General features: G+C 37.4%; 22 protein-coding genes, 1 other RNA gene and 1 pseudogene. 13 read left to right on the forward strand and 11 right to left on the reverse strand.

Annotation, left to right across the window (positions count from 1 at the left end; all coding sequences use genetic code 11):
• The first annotated feature begins 340 nt into the window (after window positions 1-340).
• From MW688_RS00810 to MW688_RS00835, 6 genes and pseudogenes are all read left to right on the forward strand, one after another.
• On the forward strand, window positions 341-712 hold the full coding sequence (locus MW688_RS00810) for a DUF3110 domain-containing protein (protein ID WP_486734005.1): 372 nt from the start codon (window positions 341-343) through the stop codon (window positions 710-712).
• A complete protein-coding gene (gene murQ / locus MW688_RS00815; protein WP_486734006.1) occupies window positions 709-1,632 on the forward strand; it encodes an N-acetylmuramic acid 6-phosphate etherase in 924 nt (307 codons plus the stop codon). Before MW688_RS00810 ends, murQ begins: the two co-directional genes overlap by 4 nt.
• Before the next feature lie 6 nt (window positions 1,633-1,638).
• Entirely contained in the window at window positions 1,639-3,144 is a 1,506-nt protein-coding gene (locus MW688_RS00820; protein WP_486734007.1) for a site-2 protease family protein, read from the forward strand.
• A gap of 251 nt (window positions 3,145-3,395) precedes the next feature.
• Complete coding sequence (locus MW688_RS00825; protein ID WP_486734008.1) at window positions 3,396-3,596, forward strand: heavy-metal-associated domain-containing protein; 201 nt, start codon at window positions 3,396-3,398, stop codon at window positions 3,594-3,596.
• Window positions 3,597-3,666: 70 nt separating this feature from the next.
• Window positions 3,667-3,783, forward strand: a complete 117-nt coding sequence (locus tag MW688_RS00830; RefSeq protein WP_486734009.1) for a heavy-metal-associated domain-containing protein — start codon at window positions 3,667-3,669, stop codon at window positions 3,781-3,783.
• Window positions 3,780-4,229: pseudogene (locus tag MW688_RS00835) on the forward strand (HAD-IC family P-type ATPase); the annotation flags it as partial. The gene MW688_RS00830 and the pseudogene MW688_RS00835, both read left to right, overlap by 4 nt.
• A gap of 106 nt (window positions 4,230-4,335) precedes the next feature.
• Here the strand turns inward: MW688_RS00835 and MW688_RS00840 are convergent.
• Window positions 4,336-4,650, reverse strand: coding sequence for a DUF433 domain-containing protein (locus MW688_RS00840; RefSeq protein ID WP_486734010.1), 315 nt, complete (start codon window positions 4,648-4,650; stop codon window positions 4,336-4,338).
• Between the two features lie 385 nt (window positions 4,651-5,035).
• Between MW688_RS00840 and MW688_RS00845 the strand changes: the two genes are divergently transcribed.
• On the forward strand, window positions 5,036-5,932 hold the full coding sequence (locus tag MW688_RS00845; RefSeq protein ID WP_486734011.1) for a UPF0104 family protein: 897 nt from the start codon (window positions 5,036-5,038) through the stop codon (window positions 5,930-5,932).
• Between the two features lie 8 nt (window positions 5,933-5,940).
• Here MW688_RS00845 and ffs read toward each other — a convergent pair.
• Window positions 5,941-6,037: signal recognition particle sRNA small type (ffs, locus tag MW688_RS00850), an RNA gene on the reverse strand.
• A gap of 108 nt (window positions 6,038-6,145) precedes the next feature.
• Between ffs and fmt the strand changes: the two genes are divergently transcribed.
• Both fmt and ftnA read left to right on the forward strand, forming a co-directional pair.
• Window positions 6,146-7,126, forward strand: a complete 981-nt coding sequence (gene fmt, locus MW688_RS00855; protein ID WP_486734012.1) for a methionyl-tRNA formyltransferase — start codon at window positions 6,146-6,148, stop codon at window positions 7,124-7,126.
• A 263-nt stretch (window positions 7,127-7,389) separates the two neighbouring features.
• On the forward strand, window positions 7,390-7,926 hold the full coding sequence (gene ftnA / locus MW688_RS00860; protein ID WP_486734013.1) for a non-heme ferritin: 537 nt from the start codon (window positions 7,390-7,392) through the stop codon (window positions 7,924-7,926).
• Window positions 7,927-7,965: 39 nt separating this feature from the next.
• On the opposite strand, the gene MW688_RS00865 is transcribed toward ftnA, so the two are convergent.
• The 4 genes from MW688_RS00865 to MW688_RS00880 all read right to left on the reverse strand — a co-directional run bounded on the left by MW688_RS00865 (window position 7,966) and on the right by MW688_RS00880 (window position 14,471).
• Window positions 7,966-8,586, reverse strand: a complete 621-nt coding sequence (locus MW688_RS00865; RefSeq protein ID WP_486734014.1) for a DNA-3-methyladenine glycosylase family protein — start codon at window positions 8,584-8,586, stop codon at window positions 7,966-7,968.
• Between the two features lie 231 nt (window positions 8,587-8,817).
• Window positions 8,818-9,102, reverse strand: coding sequence for a hypothetical protein (locus MW688_RS00870; protein WP_486734015.1), 285 nt, complete (start codon window positions 9,100-9,102; stop codon window positions 8,818-8,820).
• A gap of 178 nt (window positions 9,103-9,280) precedes the next feature.
• Window positions 9,281-11,503: an amino acid permease gene (locus tag MW688_RS00875; protein ID WP_486734016.1), complete on the reverse strand. Its 2,223-nt coding sequence runs from the start codon at window positions 11,501-11,503 to the stop codon at window positions 9,281-9,283.
• Window positions 11,490-14,471, reverse strand: a complete 2,982-nt coding sequence (locus tag MW688_RS00880) for a UPF0182 family protein (RefSeq protein WP_486734017.1) — start codon at window positions 14,469-14,471, stop codon at window positions 11,490-11,492. Before MW688_RS00880 ends, MW688_RS00875 begins: the two co-directional genes overlap by 14 nt.
• A gap of 155 nt (window positions 14,472-14,626) precedes the next feature.
• Here MW688_RS00880 and MW688_RS00885 point away from each other — a divergent pair, with 155 nt between their 5' ends.
• From MW688_RS00885 to MW688_RS00895, 3 genes are read left to right on the forward strand one after another with little or no spacing between them, the layout of a single operon-like run.
• Window positions 14,627-15,094: a hypothetical protein gene (locus MW688_RS00885; protein WP_486734018.1), complete on the forward strand. Its 468-nt coding sequence runs from the start codon at window positions 14,627-14,629 to the stop codon at window positions 15,092-15,094.
• Window positions 15,091-15,615: a sterol desaturase family protein gene (locus MW688_RS00890; protein WP_486734019.1), complete on the forward strand. Its 525-nt coding sequence runs from the start codon at window positions 15,091-15,093 to the stop codon at window positions 15,613-15,615. The genes MW688_RS00885 and MW688_RS00890 overlap by 4 nt, the downstream gene beginning before the upstream one ends.
• Window positions 15,616-15,635: 20 nt before the next feature.
• Complete coding sequence (locus MW688_RS00895) at window positions 15,636-16,898, forward strand: aminotransferase class I/II-fold pyridoxal phosphate-dependent enzyme (RefSeq protein ID WP_486734020.1); 1,263 nt, start codon at window positions 15,636-15,638, stop codon at window positions 16,896-16,898.
• Here the strand turns inward: MW688_RS00895 and nblB are convergent.
• From nblB to MW688_RS00910, 3 genes are all read right to left on the reverse strand, one after another.
• Window positions 16,892-17,560, reverse strand: coding sequence for a phycobilisome degradation protein NblB (nblB, locus tag MW688_RS00900; protein ID WP_486734036.1), 669 nt, complete (start codon window positions 17,558-17,560; stop codon window positions 16,892-16,894). The genes MW688_RS00895 and nblB overlap by 7 nt on opposite strands.
• 16 nt (window positions 17,561-17,576) lie before the next feature.
• Window positions 17,577-18,035: a CBS domain-containing protein gene (locus MW688_RS00905; protein ID WP_486734021.1), complete on the reverse strand. Its 459-nt coding sequence runs from the start codon at window positions 18,033-18,035 to the stop codon at window positions 17,577-17,579.
• 141 nt (window positions 18,036-18,176) lie between these two features.
• On the reverse strand, window positions 18,177-20,195 hold the full coding sequence (locus MW688_RS00910; RefSeq protein ID WP_486734022.1) for an elongation factor G: 2,019 nt from the start codon (window positions 20,193-20,195) through the stop codon (window positions 18,177-18,179).
• Window positions 20,196-20,664: 469 nt separating this feature from the next.
• Here MW688_RS00910 and MW688_RS00915 point away from each other — a divergent pair, with 469 nt between their 5' ends.
• Window positions 20,665-21,741: a transporter substrate-binding domain-containing protein gene (locus MW688_RS00915; RefSeq protein WP_486734023.1), complete on the forward strand. Its 1,077-nt coding sequence runs from the start codon at window positions 20,665-20,667 to the stop codon at window positions 21,739-21,741.
• 180 nt (window positions 21,742-21,921) lie between these two features.
• Here the strand turns inward: MW688_RS00915 and MW688_RS00920 are convergent, their stop codons facing one another.
• Window positions 21,922-22,539, reverse strand: coding sequence for a 4Fe-4S single cluster domain-containing protein (locus MW688_RS00920; RefSeq protein ID WP_486734024.1), 618 nt, complete (start codon window positions 22,537-22,539; stop codon window positions 21,922-21,924).
• 144 nt (window positions 22,540-22,683) lie between these two features.
• Complete coding sequence (locus tag MW688_RS00925; RefSeq protein ID WP_486734025.1) at window positions 22,684-23,298, reverse strand: DUF938 domain-containing protein; 615 nt, start codon at window positions 23,296-23,298, stop codon at window positions 22,684-22,686.
• Between the last annotated feature and the right edge of the window lie 10 nt (window positions 23,299-23,308).

The following is a 23,308-nucleotide window of genomic DNA, read 5'->3' on the forward strand; positions in this document are numbered from 1 at the left end:
AAGTAATGAGTAAGAAGGTAGTATGAATACTTGTAGTAGGGTTTAGATGAGTAATAAGTAATGAGTAATAAGTAATGAGTAAGAAGGTAGTATGAATACTTGTAGTAGGGTTTAGATGAGTAATAAGTAATGAGTAATAAGTAATGAGTAAGAAGGTAGCCTGTAGCCTGTAGGTTGGGTTGAGGTCACGAAACCCAACAGTACAAAAGTAGTTGTAGGTTGTGAAGTGCCCGCAGGGCGTAACGCACCTGATTATATCAGAAGGCAGAAGGAAAAGAGTTTTCCCAAATACTATGTTTTGATAAGATAGTAAGAAAACAATAGAAATCGTTAAGTAATTATGCTGGTTTATATACTTATACATAATATCAATACCGAAAACGAAGGCATTCATACCGTAAGAATAGGCGATCGCCATAAGGTATTGATGTTTGCTGACGAAGATGATGCCACTCGTTACGCTAACCTTTTAGAAGCCCAAGACTTTCCTACTCCTAGTGTAGATTCCATTGACTCAGAAGAAGTAGAAGAATTCTGTCGAAGTGCTAACTACGACTGTGAATTAATCGAAGCTGGAAAACTAGCTATTCCTCCTGAAAAAAATGTGACAGAAACAACCTGGGAGGCTGAGTTAACTGATGAAACAACTAACCCAGAAATGTCAGATACAGAATTAGATAAAATTCGTCGTCAACTTGAAGGGTTACTATGAATCAACCCCAATCTAGAGGGCATCTTCTCACTGAATTAAACAACCCGCGCAGTAGTAATCTAGACCAATTAACTTCCTTGGAGTTAGTGGATTTATTTAACCAAGAAGACCAATATACAATTAAAGCAATTAACCAGGCTAGAGAAGCACTAGCCACAGCCATTGAAATCACTGCTTCCTGCCTCAATCAAGGGGGGAGATTATTCTACGTAGGTGCGGGCACTAGTGGACGTCTAGGGGTATTAGATGCTGCTGAATGTCCCCCCACCTTCTGTACACCACCAGAGATGGTACAGGGAATTATCGCCGGAGGTAGAGAAGCTTTAGTACGTAGTTCAGAAGCTTTAGAAGATAATCAAGAAGATGGTGCTGCTGCTATAGCATCTAAACAAGTCACCAAATTTGACGTAGTAATTGGCATAACAGCAGGTGGTACAACTCCCTTTGTACAGGGGGCGATTAATCAAGCCCGTAGCTTGGATGCTAAAACAATATTTTTAGCCTGTGTACCTGAAGAACAGGTTAAGATAGAAGTAGATGTAGATATTCGTTTACTAACAGGACCAGAATTAATAGCCGGATCAACCAGACTAAAAGCAGGCACAGCCACAAAAATGGCCTTGAATATTATCTCCACAGGTGTCATGGTAAAATTAGGCAAAGTCTATGGTAACCGGATGATAGATGTAGCTGTGACTAATAGTAAACTGCGCGATCGCGCCCTACGTATTCTCCAGGATTTAACAGATTTAGACACCATAGCCGCCGCAGAATATTTAGATAAAAGTAACCAAAGTGTTAAACTAGCTTTACTACTGCAAGCCACAAACTTAACTCCCACTGCGGGGACTGAATTACTAGCTAACCATAACGGTAACTTGCGTCAAGCTTTACAACACTACTTTAACAATAATATTTGATCAAAAATGTTTAATCAATCCGAAACCACCGTAATTATTGCGCTAATTTTGATTGCCCTAGGTATTATATTTTGGGGTTATAATCGTGCTCAAGCCTATGGAAAATTAGGTATACTAGCTTGGCTACAATCAGTAGTTCTTTTTGCTCCTTGGCTAATTTTCTTTACCCTCTTTGCTGGGGGAATTTATCTTAACTTTGCCGGAATTTTATTATTACTGATTATCTCAATTCTGGTTTACATCTTCCTAGGTAGACGTTTAAGAGAATCAGGACAAGATTTAGTTATACAAAAACGCGCTACCGAGAAACTAGAAGAAACGGCTAAAGAAAAACCTCCTGCAAATCCAGAATCAGAAGATACAAACAAATTAGCCGATAATTCTCAGAAATTACTCATTCCTGAAGCAGATATTCAAAAAATCAAAGGCATTTTTGGCATTGATACCTTTTTTGCCACTGAAACTATCGCCTATCAAGAAGGATTAGTCTTCAAAGGTAACCTCAGAGGAGAACCGGAAGAGGTTTATCCTAAACTAGCAAAAAAGCTAGAGGAATCATTAGAAGATAAATATCGTCTATTTTTAGTAGAAAATCCTCAAGGAAAGCCTGTAGCGATTCTTTTGCCTAGTAGTAGCGATCCTCAACCAACTACCCTAGCACAAAAAAATCTCGCCGTTGTGTTACTAGTAGCAACAGTAGTTACAATCTTAGAAGTTAGTAGTACAATTCTCGGCTTTGATTTATTTAATAATTTAAACCGCTATCAAGAAGCTTTACCCATAACCCTAGGATTACTCCTAATTCTGGTTTTACACGAAGTAGGTCACAGGATAGTAGCCAAAAGACATCAAGTACGCTTAAGTTGGCCATTTTTTCTACCAAGTTGGCAAATTGGGGCCTTTGGTGCAATTACTCGTTTTGAATCATTAATACCTAACCGCAAAATTCTCTTTGATGTTTCCTTCGCCGGACCTGCTTTTGGGGGATTAGCATCCCTTGGTATGTTAATAGTAGGATTATTTTTATCTAATACCAATGAAGGTATAAACATTCCCAGTCAGTTTTTCCAAGGTTCTATTTTAGTTGCTAGTTTAGCTAAAGTTATTCTAGGTTCGACAATTAGTGAATCAGTGATTAATATTCATCCTTTGGCTTTAATTGGTTGGTTAGGATTAGTGATTACAGCGATTAATCTTTTACCTGCGGGTCAATTAGACGGAGGGAGAATTATTCAGGCTATTTATGGTCGTAAAATTGCACGACGCACAACCATTGCTACTCTAATTGTCATAGCTATTGTCGCTATTACTAATTCCGCAAATCCTATTCCTCTCTACTGGGGTGTATTAATTTTTATTTTACAAAGACAATTAGAACGTCCTAGTCTCAATGAGTTAACAGAAGTAGATGATGCTAGGGCTTTTTGGGGTTTATTGGCACTATTTTTAGTTTTAGCGACTCTCATACCTCTCAGTAGTGGTTTAGCTAGTCGTTTGGGAATGGGTAGTTAGGTTAACCCAATGGAATGAGTAATGAGTAATGAGTAATGAGTAATGAGTTTTTTAAGTATTTATACTTACTTTTTTGAACCAAAAAACCTCTTGACTCTCTAGTCTACTAGAGAGTTTAGAATAAAAGCACAAGGTTTCAAATGAGTAATGAGTAATGAGTAATGAGTAATGAGTTCTGTTGAATTTTTGAGTGTGATGATTTCTCACCACCAAGAGGCGATCGCAACTTAGTATAGAGAAAAATTAAAACAATGACAATACAACTAAAAGTTCCCAATATGGCTTGTTCTGCCTGTGGTGATACAATTACTCAGGCTGTGAAAAATATTGATCCTGCTGCTATAGTTCAAGCAGATCCCAAAACCAAGCAGTTAAAAATAGAAACCCAAGCTTCTTTAGATGTGATTAAACAAGCAATTGTGACAGCAGGTTATCAGGTAGAAAAATGGTAGTCAAAGCCTGAGAAACTACCGCTAATAATCGTAATAACAACGATTAGAACCAAGATTTAAATGAAATACTATGGAAAATACAACGCTGAAACTGCGAGGCATGAGTTGTGCTTCCTGTGCTAGTAATATTGAAAAGACGATCTTGTCTGTTCCGGGAGTGGAGGTATGTAGCGTTAATTTTGGGTAATCCGTAATGGTCAAGAAGTAGATATTCCTATTGCTGAGGTGAGGGTGGGAGATGTGGTTTTGGTTCGTCCTGGGGAAAAAATTCCCGTAGATGGAGAAATTGTTGACGGTTCTTCAACAATCGATGAGGCAATGGTGACGGGTGAAAGTTTGCCTGTGCAAAAGCAAGCTGGGGATCAAGTAGTTGGCGCGACCATTAACAAAACTGGTAGCTTTAAATTTCGAGCCACTAAAGTGGGGAAAGATACCTTCCTCGCCCAAATAGTTAAACTTGTGCAACAAGCTCAAGGATCAAAAGCTCCTATTCAACGACTGGCGGATCGGGTAACAGGTTGGTTTGTGCCTGGGGTTATAGCGATCGCCATTACTACTTTTATTCTCTGGTTTAACTTTATGGGCAATGTCACCATGGCATTAATTACCACTGTGGGTGTACTAATTATTGCCCTGAATAACCATCTTCTTGAACCGTTAAAACATCAATTTCTCGCCTTCGTAATTCTATGGTAATTGCACCATGTACATTTTCATCCATATAGAGAGGTAAAGTCAATTATAGAAATCCTTCAGCTTTTAGCCTAGTGACAAAAGGAGAGTCTTCTGCTGGAGAACGCAACTTTTGAACGTATTCAAAATCTTGTTGAATCTCTTGATCTAATTGTTCTTTATGTTCCCAATAATAAGCGAATGCAGAATGAATTTGACTCATGGTTAAGTTACGATGATTAATCTGTATTTCTTCAGGTGTCCAACCATAAGCCATTTTTGCCATTACAAGATCAATTACTTTGAGGGTTGAACCTGTAATCATGGCTGTCCCCTGTTCATTAAGGTTAATGTATTTATAGTCTGTGGAAATTGAAGCCATTATTATTAATTCGTGTTTGACTCTATTGTAAAAGATCAACTAGAATTTTACCTAAAAAACAAGAGGCTGATAAAATTAGCTAAGACCTGATTTAGCTCATATCCCCTTTACTCAGACCAAAGCATCTTTACCCAAAATTACTGGTGGGGGATGAGTCTTGAAGTCTTGAAGTCTTGAAGTCTTGAAGTCTTGAAGTTTTGAAGTCTTGAAGTCTTGAAGTCTTGAAGTAATGAGTTAGAGAATTAATGCTAAACGCTTAAAAATTGGTTGACCAAAAAGGCGTATTCAGTACTTTTGTTCTCTTGACTCCTTTCATAACTGCTTGACTATTTATAATCTATCAGATACTTTAAAACCTTTATGCTATGGTCAAAAAAATCAATAAATGAAGAAGATTTTAGCAAAAATTAAACCTTATTTACGTTGGTTAGTTCTCGGTTTTACTATTTTTTTCCTCCTAAAAACCCTGAAAACTCATTGGCAACAGGTAACAGAGGTAAGAATTACATCCCAAGGATGGTTATGGTTAAGTATCGCTCTTTTGGTAACTTTTGCTGCTCATTTTTGGTCAAGTTGGGTATGGAGTTGGATACTTAGGGCTTTTAAACTACGTCTGCCAGTTTTATGGGCGATTAAAGTTTATTTAGTTACCAATATTGGTAAGTATCTACCTGGAAATATTTGGCATTTCTACGGTCGTATAAATGCGGTGGTAAAGGCTGGGGGAACTGGAGAAGTAGCTACTATAACTGTGTTATTAGAGCCCTTGTTAATGGCTGCTGCTGCTTTACTGATGGCGATTTTCACCGGGAGTGAAAGTTGGTTATGGCAATTGTTGGGTTTAGTTGCTACTTTAGTGGGTATTCATCCTCTGATTCTTAATCGTGTTATTGCTTTAGCCGCTAAGGCAAAGGGGCGTTCTACTTCAGTGAAACTCCATGACTATCCTTGGTTATTACTGGGGGGAGAATGGGTTTTTTTGCTGCTAAGGGGTGCTGGTTTTTTATGCGCTGTGGCTGCTTTTTTACCCTTGAGGTTTTCTGATATTCCCCTGTTACTTGCTGTGTTTAGTTTTGCTTGGTTATTGGGTTTAGTCGTGCCTGGGGCACCGGGAGGATTAGGGGTATTTGAGGCTACTGTGATTGCTAGTTTAAACCCCCAACAGTTTCCCGCCGCTGATATACTCGTTATTGTGGCTTTGTTTCGTCTTGTGAGTATTTTAGCTGAGGCGATCGCCGCTTTAACTGCTTTTTTGACTTTAAGAGATATTCGCTTTTCTTAAATACTTAAAAAGATCCGGATTCCACGCCTATTATAAGCATCCCGTATTGCTGCTACCTTCCGGTCCTGACAAGGTTTGGGCGTTATAATCGCATGGGTCCGAATCATTTCTTATTCTAACAGAAAATTTTCTTATTTTCAAGTTATTAATATTTTTGACTGACAATCTTGTTTCTCTGGTACAATCAAATAGATTGAGCAAATATTTATAAATATGCGCATAGTTTTTTTCGGGACTCCCCAGTTTGCTGTACCAACTCTTAATAAATTATTAGAGCATCCAGAAATGGAAGTAATCGGAGTGGTAACTCAACCAGATAAGCCTAGAGGTAGAGGTAAGAAGTTAATTCCTTCTGAGGTGAAAAAAGTAGCCATAGAGAATAGTTTACCAGTATGGCAACCGAAAAGAATAAAAAAGCATAGAGAAACTCTAGAGAAATTAACAGCACTCAATGCCGATGTATTCGTGGTAGTTGCTTACGGACAAATTCTTTCCCCAGAAATACTATCTATGCCTAAATTAGGCTGCATTAATGTACATGGGTCTATTTTACCGAAGTATCGGGGAGCGGCACCAATTCAATGGAGTATTTACAATGGCGACTCCACCACGGGAATTACCACGATGATGATGGATGAAGGCATGGATACAGGAGATATGCTTCTCGTTGCTACTACAGAGATTTTTCTCTTGGATAATGCCCAACAATTAGCCATTACCCTATCTCAACAGGGTGCAGATTTACTCATCAAAACTTTATTAGAATTAGAGAATATTTCTCCAATTCCTCAAAATGACCAAGAAGCAACCTACGCCCCTCCAATTCAAAAAACTGATTATCAACTAGATTGGCACAAAAGCGCGATCGCACTCCATAATCAAGTCCGTGCTTTTTTCCCTAATTGTTTTGTCTCTTGGCGAGAAAAACAATTAAAAATAATTGCTACTATGCCCCTAGGAGAAGCTTATACTAGTCAATTACCCCTACAAGTACAACAACTCAATTCTCAACTAGCTAATCTCCCTGCTGAAGCTGGAGAAATAGTCAGTTTAGCCAAAAATTTAGGTCCTGTTGTTGCTACTGATGACGGTTTATTATTACTAACTCAGGTACAATTACCGGGTAAACGCCCCCAATCTGGTTGGGATTTTGTTAACGGAATGCGCTTAAACGTGGGAGAAAAGTTAAGTTAGACTTGAAAAAGACTGTTTGTTAACTTTTCTTAAGCAGAGGTGCTCCTATAATATCATGTCCGCATAGCTTTGGGAGCTCCGGGAGTAGGGAAGAAAGAGGGTTTTTAAGTATTTGCATCAATATCTCATAATATAACTAATTAAACGGACTTGATATAATTTAGAAAAGATTAAAAAAGTGTGAGATTAATGAGAAACTTTATCATTAATCTACTATAATGTAGTTCTAAAGCATAAATTTTAGATATCAGGAGAAAAAATTGATGCTATCTCAATCAATAATTGATCAATTGAATGAACAGATTAATTTAGAAATTTACTCTTCTCACATGTATTTGCAAATGGGAGCTTGGTGTACCTATAAATCTTTGGATGGTTGTGCTACTTTCTTAACTAATCATGCCGATGAGGAAATGGCTCACATGCGTCGTTTATTAAATTACTTACAAGAAACTGGAGCATTAGCTAAAATTGGATCCATGGATTCTCCTCCGGTAGAATTTGAATCTTTAGTAGTGATGTTTGAAAAAATTTATGCTCACGAACAACTAGTCACCCAGAAAATTAATGAATTAGTTCATTTAGCGAATACAGAGCCAGATTATGCTACCCTTCAGTTTTTACAGTGGTATGTAGCAGAGCAACATCAAGAAGAGTTTCTCTTCAAGAGTATTCTTGATAAAATAAAATTAATAGGTATAGAAGGACAAGGATTATTCTTTATTGATCAAGAAGTTGGTAAAATTGCGGCAAAGACTATGGCTTTAGAAGCAACAAATCCTGAAGCAACAGTACAGTAAAGAAAAGAATCAGGTCTCCTCACTCATGGTAATTTAGAATTAGTATTGAACTGTCAGGGGATCTAAACTAAGCCAGAGATACCAGGTGGCAACTGTCCGGTAAGGCTTCCATTTGAGAGAAAGGTTGAATATTTCAGCTTTCGAGAGTTTTCGATTCAAACTATAATGAACATGAATAGCATTAATCAATCCTAAATCCGCCAAAGGTAAGATATCAGGACGTTGAAGATAAAAAATAAGAAACATTTCAGCGGTCCAAATTCCGATCCCCTTGATTGAGGTCAATTGTTTAACAACAGCTTGATTATCCATGGTTTCCCAATCATCAGGATTAAGCATTCCATCTTGAAAAGCCTTGGCAATATGTCGAATGTAATCAATTTTTCGATAAGAAAGTCCACATCCGCGTAATTCTTCTTCTGTGAAGGTTAGATAGTTTGTGGGAGAAATAGTTCCGAGTAGATTTTCTAAACGTTGCCAGACAGCATCAGCAGCTTTTACTGAAATTTGTTGACCAACCACGGCTTTCATGAGAGTAAAAAAGGGATTGTGATAATTGACAAGAATAACATCAGGATTTGCAGCTATTAAACTTGCTAAAATCTCATCTTGAGTTGATAAATAAGCAACAGCATCTGGCCAATAAACAGGAGCAGTCAATTCCTCTATTTTCCAAAGTAGATGACTCAAATAATCATAACAAAAATTATCTAGGGTGCGTTAACTCAGACCCTCGCATCTTTATCACTCATTTACTGGTTGTGGATGAATTATGAGTAATGAGTAATGAATAATGAGTAAGGAGTTTTGAAGTCTTGAAGTCTTGAAGTACTAAGCTTTGAAGTCTTGAAGTTTTGGAGTCTTGAAGTCTTGAAGTTTTGAAGTAATGAGTTAAAGAATTAATGCGATCGCGCTTAAAAATTGGTTGACCCTAAAGGCGTATTCAGTATTTTTGTTCTGGTGCTTTGATGTGAGGCAGGAGGCAAGAAAGTCGCCTGAATTCGGAATTCGGAATTCAGTCATCTCTAAAGAAATACCGTAGGGTGCGTTAACGTGCGTGTAACGCACCATAGCACTATAAATCACATTGTTTAACTCTAGATTTTTACGAATAATTTGGGATAACCAGTTTCTTAATGACTCTTGGGTTGATTCAGCTATGTGAGGAATAGACAATCTTACCTGTTCTATATCTAATTTTACGGGAGTATCAAAGCGATCGCCCTTTTGAGTAATGAGTAATAAGTAATGAAGTCAAAGAAGTTTTAAAGTTTTGAAGTAATGAGTTAAAGAATTGATCCTAACCTCTTAAAAATTGATTCTCGCCTCCTAAAGAACTTGTCTGTGGGTATATTTAGTCTTTTGAATCAATTAAAACTTCCTCAAAGGCAAAATCTGGTGCAGCTAGGACAAAAACTGTAGTAAGATGACCGACTAAAGACTGAAGATTTTCATAATACTTGACAAATTCCTTATAGTCGATAAATTTTTCATTAGGATTTGCCATCCCGATAAAAATCAAGTCAGTATTTGCGGAAGATTCGTGTAAAATATCGCGAAAAGGACGCTTGTTACCGATAATTACCTTGGGTATAACTTTAATGCGCAATTTCTCTACTAAAGCATCTAAATTAGTCTTAGCTGCTGCCGCTGCCGATTCATCATTTACCACTAATTTAAGATAAACTTGAGCTTGACTCCAAGAGCGATCTCCCCTTAATAAATAAGCTAATAGTAACATAAGACTACCATTAGCCTTCATTCCTCCCCACCAAATATCAATAGTTCGATGTTCACCGAAATTATATTCAGTATTTTCTCGGAGAATAATTAAATTGCGACCATAGTTATGTAAGTTAGTCAACATTTCACAATAGCGATCGCGATTTTCTTTAGCTTCACTATCACCAATTAAGATAGTATTAGGAACTAAAGGGCCTAAACCGTAACTAGCGACTAATTTTACTGCACCATTAAAGGCATCGGTATCAAAGATTACACGTACTAGGGACTGTATACCTCTTTTTTCTAAATAACTACGCATACTGTCTTCTATACTTTGTTTCCGTTCAAGATCAAAGGTATCTGCCGTTAAAACGCTACAAACGCTAATAATACCTCGCTTGTGAGTTATTGCATTAGCTAAACTAATTAGAGACCAACGTCTGGTGGGAGATCCCGATAAAACTAAGATATGGGGGCGCCAGTTTTTAGGATCTTCTTCGGAGTGATTAATTTGCCAAATACCTATGCGTAATAACTCCATCCACATTCCACGACGCACATCTCCCCAGGCTACTTTCATTTCTTTTCTTTCTATCCAGAAGTAAATACCCAGGATGATGAATGCGGCAAAGATGGTAGCCACAGCATTAATTAAAAACATTACTACTATACAACCAATTGCCCCGAGTATGGATAAACTCCAATGAACGCGAAATACAGGACGAAAGGAGGGACTTTGTAGGAAACTTTCTACCCCCGCCGCAAGATTCAGGACTAAATAAGTAGTTAGAAAAAACATACTTAAAACTGGGGCAATCAGATCTAAATCTCCTATACATACCGCAGCGATGGCAATTCCTAGAGTAACTATGGTGCCAATTTTTGGTTCGTCGTTCGGCCCACTTCCTTTCCCTAGGAAGCTAAGATAGGGGGGTAATACTCCATCTCTTGCTAAAGCTTGGAGTACTCGCGGCGCCCCTAATATACTACCAATTGCACTACTTAGTGTTGCTCCCCAAACTCCCAACAAGATTGATTGTCCCCATACGGCAATTCTCTTCATCACCAAAGGATCAGCGATAAGAGTGGCGGAGTCAGCCCGCATAGCGAGGAAAATGGGTAAAGCCATATAAATAATATAGCCTGTCAAAACTGCCCCTAGAGTTCCTATGGGAAGAGATTTACTAGGATCTTTGAGGTCTCCAGACATATTCACTCCCGCCATTAACCCTGTAACAGCAGGAAAAAACACCGCAAAAACCGTCCAAAAGGATGTATCTGTAGTTACCCACCATTCAATCTTGGTTTCTTCTAGGGGATGTCCAAAGAAAAAACATAGTAAAGATAAAGCAATTGCTGCCATAATAATATACTGGGATTTCAGGGCAATACTTGCGGAAGTTAAGGCTAAAATCCCTACTCCTACGGTCACAACTAAAGCCACATACAGTTGATTGAGATTATTGTCAAAAGTGGAAAAAGTGGAAACCACACTCTCAGCAAAACCCAGTGTATATAGTGCCACAGAGATTGCTTGAGCAAAAAATAATGGAATTCCTACAGCTCCCCCGGTTTCTACCCCTAAACTGCGACTAATTATATGGTAAGCTCCCCCTACTTTCACTACCCGGTCAGTGGCGATCGCGCACACTGACAAAGCGGTTAAAATGGTAATAGAATTTGAGAGAGTAACTATTAATACAGCTCCCAATAATCCCACATTTCCCACTACCCAACCAAAGCGTAGATACATAATCACTCCTAAGATAGTTAGGATTGATGGAGTATAAACCCCAGCAAAAGTACCTAAGCCAGAAGATTTTACTGATGATTCTGCTTCATTGTTCGACATTATTTTCCTCAAGAGGTCTAATAATTGGTGTAGTTTCCGTAGTCATTGTGTCTTCAAACAAGCTTCTTAAGCCTTTATCTAGACTTTCTGCCATAACAATCCGATTTCCGTAGACGAGAATTACCCTAACTAAAGTTGGTAAGCTATTTTGTTCTGCTTCTAAATATAATGGTTCTACGTACAGTAGGGAATTTTCTATAGGAATTACTAACAGATTACCTTGAACTGCTCTTGAACCTTCTCGATTCCACAGAGAAATTTGTTGAGAGATTACCGGATCTTGATTAATTCTCGCTTCGATTTGTTCTGTACCATAAACTAAGCGTTGCTTGGGTAAAGTATAGATTACTAATTTACCATAATCTTTACCATCAGAGAGTCCAAACAAAATAGCGATTAAGTTGTTTCTAATTGCTGGGGTATAGAGATTCACTAAAATAAACTGTTCTTTTTCCGTGGTCGGCAATTTTATAATTAGATAGTAGGGTTCTACTTCTCTAGATTCATAACCATATATCTCATTAGGTATACGCCATTGATCTTCCCGATTGTAAAACACTTGGGGATCTAACATGTGATAGTTAAGCAATAAATCTGATTGAGTATTAAAATAATCTTGAGGATAGCGGATATGACTTTTGAGAGCATCTGGCATATCATCTAGAGGGTGAAAAATCTCTCCAAAAACCTTTTGCCAAGTTTGAATAATCGGATCATCAGCATCGGCTACATAAAACTGTACATCACCGTTGTAGGCATCCACAACAATTTTTACTGAATTGCGAATATAATTAAATTGATAATTTAGAGGATCAGAATAGGGATAGTAACTACTGGTGGTATAGGCATCTATAATCCAATGGAGATAATTAGCTGATTCACCTTGTTGAGAATCTCCCCCATCAGCTACTACTAAGTAAGGATCTTGATCGTATCTTAAAAAAGGAGCAATTTTACGAATACGCATATTAATATTGCGAACCATCAACAGCTTAGTGTCAGGAGTAAAATTATTGGTAAATAACATTTGCCAATCGCGTAAATCGATAGCAAATATCAGACGTCGCCAATAAGAATCTAATTTAATTCCTCCGGTACCATCATAGACGTTATAAACATTTTCTTGACCGCTAGGAAAATCAAATTCCTGTACTTCCGTAGATGTCATCACATAGGTATTAGTTAATTCCCCGTAGTAAATTCTCGGTTTCCCGATAGGAATACTATAATTAATTAATTCACTAGAAGTTCTCAAAGCGGTGTCTTCTTGGGAAATACCAATATCCTTAACAAAGTAATAGGGTAATCCACCTTCATCAACTAAATTCACTGGGGAAAGAGTAAAACCATAACCATGGGTATAAACTAAATGTTCATTAACCCAGGTTTGTGCTTGTTGTGGGACATCATTATAATCTAATTCCCTAGCTGAAATAATTGTTTGTTGTTTTTTACTATTTATTTGTTGATCATTATTTTGCTCATTATCTGATACTCTAATTGTGTAGCGATCTATATCTGCCCCGATAAAATGATAGTAAGGTCTAATTTGTTGAAGTTGACGATTAGTTTCTAATAGAGGACGTGTATCCCATAAGCGAATATTATCTATAGTTAAAGAATTTTGCTGAATAATTTGATAAGTAAGTTGTTCTTCAGGATTAAATGTTTTTATTTCAATTTTATCTAAGTCAAATCCTTGCCGGGTATACTTAAGACTTCTTTCGATATAGGGTCTTTCTCTTTCTAATTCATTAGGTTGAACCACAAAAGACTGTACGGCAAAACAGCTAATTATATTGCCAAAAAATACTATTAAATAGATATAAAAAGGCCAGGGAGAAAAAGGAATTCTATATAGAGGTCTACCTAATTTGTTTTGCCTCCCGAAAAATTGAGTTAAAAACAAATTATTTCTCCCTGCGCCTGTAATTGCTTTCCACAGTAACCATGAAGAAATTCCCATACTAATTAAACATAGAGCAATTTCTAATGGCATTTGAATATTAACATCAGTATAACTAGCACCATAGGTTACACCTCTTTGGGAGTAAAGGAGTTGATATCTAGTTAACCAATGATGAAAGGCGATAATCATTCCCATTCCCGCCGTTAATCCATATAAATGTCGCAATTGGGGACGGGAAAATCCTGGAAATTTACCTTTTGCTAAGCTATCACCTGATAGTAAATATAATAAGCTAGTAGCGGCTATACTATATAAAAGTAAACCAGCCAGCCATAAATAGATTAGTTGCAATACTGGTAAGGTAAAAATATAAAAAGCAATATCTTTTCCAAATTGGGGATCAGTTTGGTCAAATTGATTTGCATATAAAAATTGTAAAATTATGGTCCAGTTTCCCGCAATAATCAAAGTCAAGACCAAAGTAATAACCAGATTAAAAATTTTGATGAAAAAGCGAGGACTCTTGAGTAACAAACCCGTAAAAATAATGACCAAGACAACTTTCCAAGAATATGTGGCTAATTGAGCAATTATTGCTCTAATGGAATAATTTTGTAAAAGATTAGTTAAGGAAGGAGTTACCTTAGGAAGAGTATAATCTATTCTCCAGGTTTCATAGGCTACTTGAGTAGAATAGACAACTAAGCTACTAATAATTAAAGCAAATAAAGTTAACATTAGTAGTAGAGGGGGTAAATCGATTGCTTGAGATTGAGGTTTAAGTTCCCTAGAATTAAAATTGTATTTTTCTAGGGATTTTGGCCATCTTAGTTGAAGAGCGCGGTTAAAATTATAATTTAAAAATAAAAAAGAAATAACTCCGGTTAAAAGTCCGTATATTAGTTTTGTCTTTAAAATTTCCCAAAAAACACTTAGGTAATTTAACTCTTGAAACCATAAAATATTTACAAGTAAATGAGCAAAAATTTTCAGGAAAATAATAGCTAAAGAAATTAAAAAAAATATTTTTAGTTTTGTTAAACCTTGGCTTTTAAACATGGAAAGTTATGTTATAGTTAATTTAGATACAAGAGGGATAGTAAGTTTGACTTCGTTAGGGAGGGAAATCCACAATAATTACAAGATTATTCTAATTATTGAGTGATTGGCTATAAATAATGAGACTAATTAAACTGGAGTCTGAGTAAATTTTTATGCGTCATTGTTATCTAATTATATTTCTTACCTGTGTGAGTTTATCAGCAGTAGCTTCTGAATCAATGTTTGGTAGCTTAACCCTAACCAGAGGATTTCAAGGAGAAAATACAGAAGTTAGGGGTTATACAGGTGGGTCTTACTCTCTTTCCTCTCAAGCTAATCGAGATGATCGCAACATAGCCTGTCTAGGTTATTCAGATCTCAAACCAGACCATATCTTAATTTTACAAGACAACTTTGAGTATTTAGCAATAAATGTAGATAGTGGAGGGGAAGATACAACTTTACTGGTGATGGGTCCTGGAAAAGTACGCTGTGGAGATGATACGGGAGAAAAAGCTGATGCTAGTGTAGAAGACTCTAACTGGCAATCAGGGACTTATAAAATCTGGGTTGGTTCAATAGAACCAAATCGGCGCTGGAACTATAGATTAACTCTCAAAACAAGAAGTGCAAGATCTTGAAGAGAAAAATATTGTATACTAATTTGTTAAAAAAGCACAAACAAGCCATGATTTTTCTTAAACAGACCCCAATTGTATTAATTAGTTTTATACTAGCTTTTGTATTCGCTAGTCTAGTAGAATATTGGGTACACAGATATATGCACTTTGCTCCCCAAAGCAAACTGGGGAAGGTTCATGTAGAACATCATCGCAAAAATACAGGACAAGGTTTCTGGCGTGAATTTAGAGACTATCTCAAAGGCGGCTTTGTCCTGATGTTTTTGATGTTTCCCTTCTCTTACTTAGTTGGATTGAGTTGGATGATAGGAAGCCTAACCTATGCTGTTTTCGCCGCCTACGCCCATCAAATGCAGCACGAAGACCCAAGTAAATGTTTTTGGATGAAAATGCCTGTACACTATGTCCATCACCATTACAATCAGTGGCATCATAACTTTGGTTTGGGTGTGGATTGGTGGGATTGGATATTTGGGACCTATCAAGTTTTAGAATGGCAAAACAGTCGAGAAACTAATTAAGCTTTGAATTAACAAAATTAATGAAGACAGTTCAAGAATACATCAAAACTCTCTATAAACAGGACGTTTATCCAGATAAGTACATAGTCCACACCAAAGCAGGGAATATTTTTACAATTGAAGATAAATGTGGTAAGTTAAAAAAAGTATTGACATTTTGCACCAATGATTTGTTAGGATTGGCTCAATCCCAACCAGTCAAGGAAGCAGCGATCGCCGCAATTCATCAGTACGGAACCTCCAATAGTTCAGCATCGATTCTCAGTGGCCGCATCAAATTACATCAAGAATTAGAGCAGGAAATCTCCGCCTACAAAGGACTACCCCATACACACCTATTTCTCAATGCCTGGTTAGCGATGCAAGCTCTCATGGATGGTTTTTGCTATCTTTCTATGTCAATACCAGAGTTTAAACATACTAGACCCACTCTGATTCTCTCAGACTTATATAACCATGATTGCATAACAGCTGCCGTTATTAATGCTACCAGGGGAAGTTCAGGACAATTAGTGAGAAAAGGGCCAGAAGTGAGGATAAAAACCTATCGTCACTGCGACCCTGAACATTTGCGTAAACAATTACGTCGCTATGCCCAAAAAGAAGATCGCATTATGTTAGTTTCTGATGCAATCTTCTCTATGGAGGGAAATATTGCTCCTCTGCCGGAATTGATTGAAGTCTTAAAAGAATATCCAGAAAGTGTAATTCTCATGGATGAAGCTCATTCTAGCGGAGCAATTGGGGCAACAGGAAAGGGCATCTATGAACATTTTGGCATAACTCCTAACCAGGTTAAAGACTCTGGTTTAGAACCTTTGATTATGACTACCTTTTCTAAATTTGCTGGTTCTGCCGGAGCTGCCATTAGTACATACGTACCGGAATTAGTAGATTTGTTAGAAGTATCTAGAACTTCAGCTGGGACTATATCTTTACCCCCCAGTACAGCAGCGGCGGCCTTAGCTAGTATTCGCGAAGTACAAAAACATCCCGAATTGGTGAAAAGTTTACAAGCTAACACCCAGTATTTACGTTCTAGTTTACTAGACCAAGGATTTCAACTCTTAGGATATACTAATATAGTACCTGTTATTTTACCAGAAGGAATTAACCCGAAAACCTTTGCCCAGCATTTACTGGATATGTATAATATCTGGGTATCACCAATATGGTTTATTGCCAAACCTCGTTTACGTATTGTAGTAAATGCTCTACATACTCCTGAGGAGATGGAAAAGCTAGTAGATGGGATGGTTACAATTAGAAATATGCTTTATTGAAGAGAAGCTAAATGCTCCTTAGCACTTCTAGCAACCTCGGGAACTGAATCTTGGGTTAATTTTTCCAAAGAAGGTATGACCTCATCAGTGCCCAAATGAGTAAGGGCTTGAATCAAACGATAGCGGATTTGCCAATCAGGATCATCCACTAAAGGAGTAAGTAAAGGAATAGCTCTCTTATCACCCAATTCTCCGAAAGCACTAACAGCGGCCGTCTTAATTAAAGCTAATTCAGAATTTATGGCATCTTTGAGTAAATCGAAGCCGCGAGGATCCCCAAACTCTCCCAAACTAGCCACAATACTCATTTGAATAAGCCATTCGGAGGTTTGATAATATAACTTTTCTAAATCAGGAAAAGCTTCAGTGAATTTCAAGGCGGCAATAACATCAGCGGCGGCGGCTTGGACGTCCGCCTCTGTATCATTTAAAAGGCGATCGCGCAGAAGATTTAAGCTTTCTTGGCGATTATTTTGGCCAATGGTATCTAATTGGCTAACGGCGGCATAACGTACTCTCGTATTAGGATCTTTAATCAAGGGTTTAACCAGATTAAAAGCCGTTTGAGTATCGAGGTGACGTAATTGATTAATACCCTTAATGCGATCGCCAAAATCATCAGAATTAATTAATTGTTGCACAGATTCGGGACTAACACTCATGTATATCTCTCCATAATTAGCTATTGGCCATGGTGCGAATAATATCACCACGAGTAATTATTCCTATCACATTACCCTCGTCATCGACTACGGGTAGACGACGAATATTTTTATCGTGCATAATCACTGCTGCTTCCCGTACGGACTTTTCTGGCTTAATGGTAATTGGTTTTTCACTCATCACTTCTTTGACAGTTTGTCCTAAAGCTTTGTGAATTTCTTTTTCATGACGAGCGGGATTTTCTAAATAGATGATACTGTCAAGAAGCATAATATACGGTGGTGGATTTACCCCTGTTTCTTGCCACATTAAGTCGCTTTCGGAGATTACTCCCACCAACTTCCCTGCATCATTAATTACTGGTAAGCCGCTAATCCGTTTATCGGCCATTATTTTAATTGCTTCAGTTAAAGCAGTTTCAGGCTTAACTGTAATTGGATTAGCGGTCATGATTGTCGCTACTGTTTGGCTCATAATTGATCTGTATAGATGTGCTTAGTATTAAAACCAGAGGAAACAATAGTATAACATTTACCAAGAGTAAGGAATGAAGAACTTATGGTTTATCTCCCCTGAGATAGATAACCTATATTTCATCTCATTCCTTCTTGAATATTATCTACCTAAAACATTAGCCGTAATTTTCTCAGGTACCGCTTCTAAATGGTCGTATTCCCATTCAAAGAAGCCTACCCCTAGAGTGGCAGAACGTAATTCAGTAATCAAGTCTTGCATTTGAGCTTGGGGTAAGTATACTGTAATTTGTTCCCAACCTCGCCAATCTGTCAAAGGTTCCAAATTGAGAATTTGTCCGCGACGTCCTGTTACTACTTGTATGACTTGAGAAGTAAATTCTGTCGGTGTGGAAACTTTCACGATTAAAATTGGCTCTAACAACACTGGGTTACATTGTTGCATCCCCTCACTCATAGCGATGCGTGCTGCTTGTTTAAAGGCTTGTTCAGAACTATCTACAGAATGATAGGAACCATTGGATAGGGTAACATCTATGTCAACTACCGGAAAGCCTAGAGGTCCTTGAGCGAGATATTCTTTTACTCCCATTTCTACACCAGGAATATATTGTTTAGGCACTACCCCTCCCACAATTTTTTCATGGAAGTGAAACCCTTCACCGCGTCCTAAAGGTTGAATATCTAAATATACATCTCCAAAAGCACCATGACCTCCACTTTGATGCTTATAGCGTCCGTGGGCGGTGGTAGACTTACAAATAGTTTCTTTATAGGGGATTTGAGGATTATGAGTTTGCATGGCCAGGTTATATTTACGTTTGAGACGCTCTAACGCTACACATAGTTGAATTGCTCCTTGTCCCCAAAGAATTACTTCTTGAGTATCTCCATGCTGCTCCCAATATAAGCCTGTATCTTCTTCTACTAATTTAGTAATAGCACTAGTAACTTTGACGTCATCTTGATGATTTTCTGGGCTAACTGCTAAAGGATATACTGGTTTTATTTGAGCTACTTTTGGCATTGGTTTTAATTTTTTGTCACCGTTACTGAGGGTATCTCCGGTTTGGACTCCTTCTAAACGGCTAACGGCGACAATTTCCCCTGTTTCCGCTTTACCAATTGATTCGGTTTGTTGCCCCATCATCCGGTAAATTCCTCCCACACGCACTTCACCAAACACCATTCCTTCAGTGAGATTCCCTTGCCAAACCCTTACTACAGACAGTCTTCCTCCTTGATTAGTGTAATAAGTTTTTAATACCTGAATCACTGTGTTTTGATTTCCTTCGGTTTTAAAGCCTCGTCTTGCCGCAGTTAAATTAGGTTCTGGGGCTTCTGTGTGTAAAATATCTAGTAGAGGACGTACCCCATAATCTTCTTGAGCTATACCAAAACACACCGGGACAATTTGATCTGCCCCTAATTCTTTTTTCAAATCTTTTAAAACTTCTTCCCGAGATGGCTCAATCTCTTCTACTAATTCTTCTAGCAGATGGTCGTCGAAATCTGCTAAAGCTTCTAGCATTTCTTCATGGGCTTGTTTTTCTTGGTTTTTTAGTTCCTCAGGTAGAGGCACGGGATCTGCCGGACTTCCTGAATGATAGTGATAAGCTTGTTCTGTAATTAAATCAATAAATCCTATTACTTCTTGTTCTTGGCGAATCGGATATTGTTGTGGCACTAGGGGGCGACTAGATACTTTTTGAAGGGCTTTTAAAATATCTCTATAGTCATTATTAGCGCGATCCATTTTGTTGATAAATACTAAGTGGGGAATCTCCCAATCATCTAGAAATTTAAATAATGGCGCTAAAGTTAAAACTTTTTCTACTACTGGTTCACATACTATAACTGCACTTCCTGCACCCATCAAAGCATTATAAGTTTCTTGAACAAATTCTACGGAACCGGGACAATCAATAAATTGAAACTCTATATCTTTGTAATTAGTACTGCCTAGAGAAATTTCTACACTCATACTATGTTCTCTGGCTTCTGGACTACTATCTCCTAGGGTGTTTCCTTCTTTGATGGTGCCTTTGCGAGTTAGTTTATCTGTAACGAATAATAAACTTTCTAGTAACGTGGTTTTACCACTCGAATAAGGACCAACTAAAGCGACATTACGGATGTTTCTTTCAGCTTTTTCTGTCATATCTGCTCCTCGTCTTCTTGACTTTATTGCCTTGAGATGTTTAGATTAAGCGATTTGTTTAGCTTCACTTTTTCTTTCTAATTTTCTCTTTTATATTTTGAGATTAACTCACTTTTTCTTCAATATATCCTTTTTGCAATGTATTTTAATATACTTGCTTTAAGGAAAATTTTATATTTCTTAACTTTAATTTTTTTGACTAATTACTAATAATTTTTAAATAATGTAAATTTTTCCTAGTCTCATATCTTTTAGCACTACTTATGTACTAATTTTCAGGCCAAATTTTCTGGTGCTTTGATCTACTCAGACCAAAGCATCTTTATCAAAAGTTACTGGTGGTGGATGAGTGGGTTTTGATGGAAGATCTCAGGAGAGAGATTTGGAGGCGATCGCCCTGACGGATTTTTCATGAATTTGAGAAATGCTAGAATAACTTTTGATGCACTTGTTAATCATACACATAACCATGTTTAATCGACAGAGACTGCTGTTTTTTTTTACTTTGGTGCTAAGTATTTTTTTCACCCAACAGGTTACAGCACAAGAAGAAAAAATGAGAGTGGGAACTGTTGGTAGTTCTCCTTTTATATTTGATGAAGATGAGGAGATCAGAGGAATTAGCGTTGATATTTGGAAATCAATAGCCCAAAGTGAAAATATAGACTATGAGTTAGTACCAATCCAAAATATCAACGATGCTTTAGACGCTGTAGTTCAGGGAGAAGTAGATCTACTCATCGGACCTATTAGTATCACTCCTGACCGCTTACAACGTGTTGAATTTACTCAACCCTATTATATATCTAAGATAGGATTACTTGTAAATGCACGTAAAGCAACGATTTGGGATAAAGTTAAACCTTTTTTTGGTTTAGCATTTATTTCTTCTGTGGGTATTTTGATTGTCTTATTATTTATAATGGGCAATTTACTCTGGATAGCTGAGAGACGAAGGAATTCAGAACAATTTCCTAGAGAATACCTTCCGGGAATATTTAACAGTATGTGGTTTGCATTGGTAACTCTTACCACAGTTGGTTATGGTGATAAAGCGCCTGTGACTAAAACAGGAAAAATTATCACGGGAGTTTGGATGGTCATCACTATGGTCACAGCTTCTTCTCTTACGGCTGGTATAGCTACAGCTTTAACTCTCTCTTTATCTGAACAAAAAGTAGCAACTTTCCAAAATTATGGAGATTTAGTCAATAGAAGGATTGGCGTAGTTGAGGGAACTACCGGAGAAGCATTAGCTCGTTCTTATGATGCCAAAATAGTACCCTCATCTAGTCTCCAAGAAGCAATTGATTCACTAATTTCAGGTCAAGTGCAAGGAGTAGTGTTTGATACTCCTGCTTTAAGATATTATTTAAAACAAAATCCAAAACAAGAACTGAAACTAGCTCCATTTTCCTTAAGTGAGGAGAATTATGGTTTTGCTTTAGCTTTAGATAATGATATAATTCGACAACTAGATATCATAATTACCCGAATGGAATTAGAGGGAGAAATTGATAGAATAACTGAAAACTGGTTGAACTAAAAATTACTATATAGAGTTTTTTAGTTTGCTGAGGTACAGAGGGAATACTCATATTAAAGCACCAGAAGGGCGCAAGCAAGAGCGCCCCTACTACTTAGATCTTGCATCTTTATCACTCATTTACTTGTGGTGGATGAATAATGAGTTTTGAAGTAATGAGTTAAAGAATTGATCCTAACCCTAATCAGACAGGGACATCTGACCCAGATAACCAGTGATAATACGACTACCATCTTTGAGAACATGAATTTCTGTTTGGTTACTAGCCCAAGTAATTCGGTCTTTCAACTGAGGATTAAAGACATGAACTCGCTGATTGCTGGAAGAAACAGGAGAATCGGGAGAATTTACAGCTAAAGATTGAATATAAGCACCATCAATTAAAATATCAAGTTGAGCCAATAAATCCTGACTGCCTGGTGGGGCATCTTCAGATAGAAGCTTTTCTAGGGTAAATCCAGTAAATGACATGACATTCAGTCCTCTGGCTTTAACTTGACGAGCTAAATTTGCTAATTCTTTAGCTTGCAAAAAAGGTTCTCCTCCTGAAAAGGTAACGCCTTCATTACGAGTATTACTGGTAATTTTTTCAACTAATGTATCTACTGCCATCAATTGATTAATTTCAAATGACCAAGATTCGGGATTAAAACAATCAGGACATTCTCGCCAACATCCTTGCATCCAGACTACAGCGCGACATCCTGGACCATTGACGTTTGACTCATCTACATAGCCCATAATGTTGAGATATCCAGAGGGAATTTCTATTAGTTCTAAATAGGGATTTTTTGTCATTTTTACAATTTACCTGATAATGCTGAAGCTTCAAACCTTAAGGCGCGGGCTTGTATTTTTAGTATACCTTTCTTTTCAAATTCAGTTTCCAAGAAACTAACAATTTCTTAATTGTATAATTGTATAGTTGTATAATTCAAAGAATTATTGTTTTTGAAAAATCACTGAAAAATTATTCGCAGGCATAGGTACTGTTGATTGCAACACAAATTGATGTTCTGCTGCTACTTGAACTACTGCATTTAAATCTCTAACTCCCCAACTAGGATTTTGTGCTTGCAGCATCTCGTCAAAGGATACATTACTGTCTGATGTATGTTTACCTTCGATTTTATATGGTCCATACAGATAAAGTATACCTTGAGATGGTAAGAGACGCTGCGCCCCTGCCATTAAGCCAACACAGGCTGACCAGGGGGATATATGAATCATGTTTATATTTACTATAGCGGTAATTTCTCTATCTTTTTCTGTTTCTAATCCCCAGTTTGCTGCTTCCGCATTGATATCCCTGACTGGTAGCAGATTATCACTAGGATATTCTTGACTCCATGCTTTGATACTATCTCTAAGTAAAGGATTTGTTTCTGAGGGTAACCATTTTCTTGGTTGTAAATGGGGGGCAAAAAATACAGCGTGTTCTCCAGTACCACTTGCTATTTCTAGTATGATTCCCGTTGGAGGTAAAACTTTTTTGAGAACAGTTAATATTGGTTCTCGATTGCGCTGGGTTGCTGCTGCATATTGTTTTTGATTCATTTTGTTTTTT

The organism is Johannesbaptistia floridana (assembly GCF_057440575.1).

Coding starts and splice junctions, on each gene's coding strand:
- murQ (WP_486734006.1), top strand. CDS start 709: ATGAATCAACCCCAATCTAGAGGGCATCTTCTCACTGAATTAAACAAC.
- MW688_RS00920 (WP_486734024.1), bottom strand. CDS start 22,539: ATGACAAAAAATCCCTATTTAGAACTAATAGAAATTCCCTCTGGATAT.
- MW688_RS00825 (WP_486734008.1), top strand. CDS start 3,396: ATGACAATACAACTAAAAGTTCCCAATATGGCTTGTTCTGCCTGTGGT.
- fmt (WP_486734012.1), top strand. CDS start 6,146: ATGCGCATAGTTTTTTTCGGGACTCCCCAGTTTGCTGTACCAACTCTT.
- MW688_RS00820 (WP_486734007.1), top strand. CDS start 1,639: ATGTTTAATCAATCCGAAACCACCGTAATTATTGCGCTAATTTTGATT.
- MW688_RS00830 (WP_486734009.1), top strand. CDS start 3,667: ATGGAAAATACAACGCTGAAACTGCGAGGCATGAGTTGTGCTTCCTGT.
- MW688_RS00810 (WP_486734005.1), top strand. CDS start 341: ATGCTGGTTTATATACTTATACATAATATCAATACCGAAAACGAAGGC.
- MW688_RS00925 (WP_486734025.1), bottom strand. CDS start 23,298: ATGAATCAAAAACAATATGCAGCAGCAACCCAGCGCAATCGAGAACCA.
- MW688_RS00885 (WP_486734018.1), top strand. CDS start 14,627: ATGCGTCATTGTTATCTAATTATATTTCTTACCTGTGTGAGTTTATCA.
- MW688_RS00915 (WP_486734023.1), top strand. CDS start 20,665: ATGTTTAATCGACAGAGACTGCTGTTTTTTTTTACTTTGGTGCTAAGT.
- MW688_RS00875 (WP_486734016.1), bottom strand. CDS start 11,503: ATGTCGAACAATGAAGCAGAATCATCAGTAAAATCTTCTGGCTTAGGT.
- MW688_RS00905 (WP_486734021.1), bottom strand. CDS start 18,035: ATGAGCCAAACAGTAGCGACAATCATGACCGCTAATCCAATTACAGTT.
- MW688_RS00840 (WP_486734010.1), bottom strand. CDS start 4,650: ATGGCTTCAATTTCCACAGACTATAAATACATTAACCTTAATGAACAG.
- MW688_RS00845 (WP_486734011.1), top strand. CDS start 5,036: ATGAAGAAGATTTTAGCAAAAATTAAACCTTATTTACGTTGGTTAGTT.
- ftnA (WP_486734013.1), top strand. CDS start 7,390: ATGCTATCTCAATCAATAATTGATCAATTGAATGAACAGATTAATTTA.
- MW688_RS00895 (WP_486734020.1), top strand. CDS start 15,636: ATGAAGACAGTTCAAGAATACATCAAAACTCTCTATAAACAGGACGTT.
- nblB (WP_486734036.1), bottom strand. CDS start 17,560: ATGAGTGTTAGTCCCGAATCTGTGCAACAATTAATTAATTCTGATGAT.
- MW688_RS00880 (WP_486734017.1), bottom strand. CDS start 14,471: ATGTTTAAAAGCCAAGGTTTAACAAAACTAAAAATATTTTTTTTAATT.
- MW688_RS00910 (WP_486734022.1), bottom strand. CDS start 20,195: ATGACAGAAAAAGCTGAAAGAAACATCCGTAATGTCGCTTTAGTTGGT.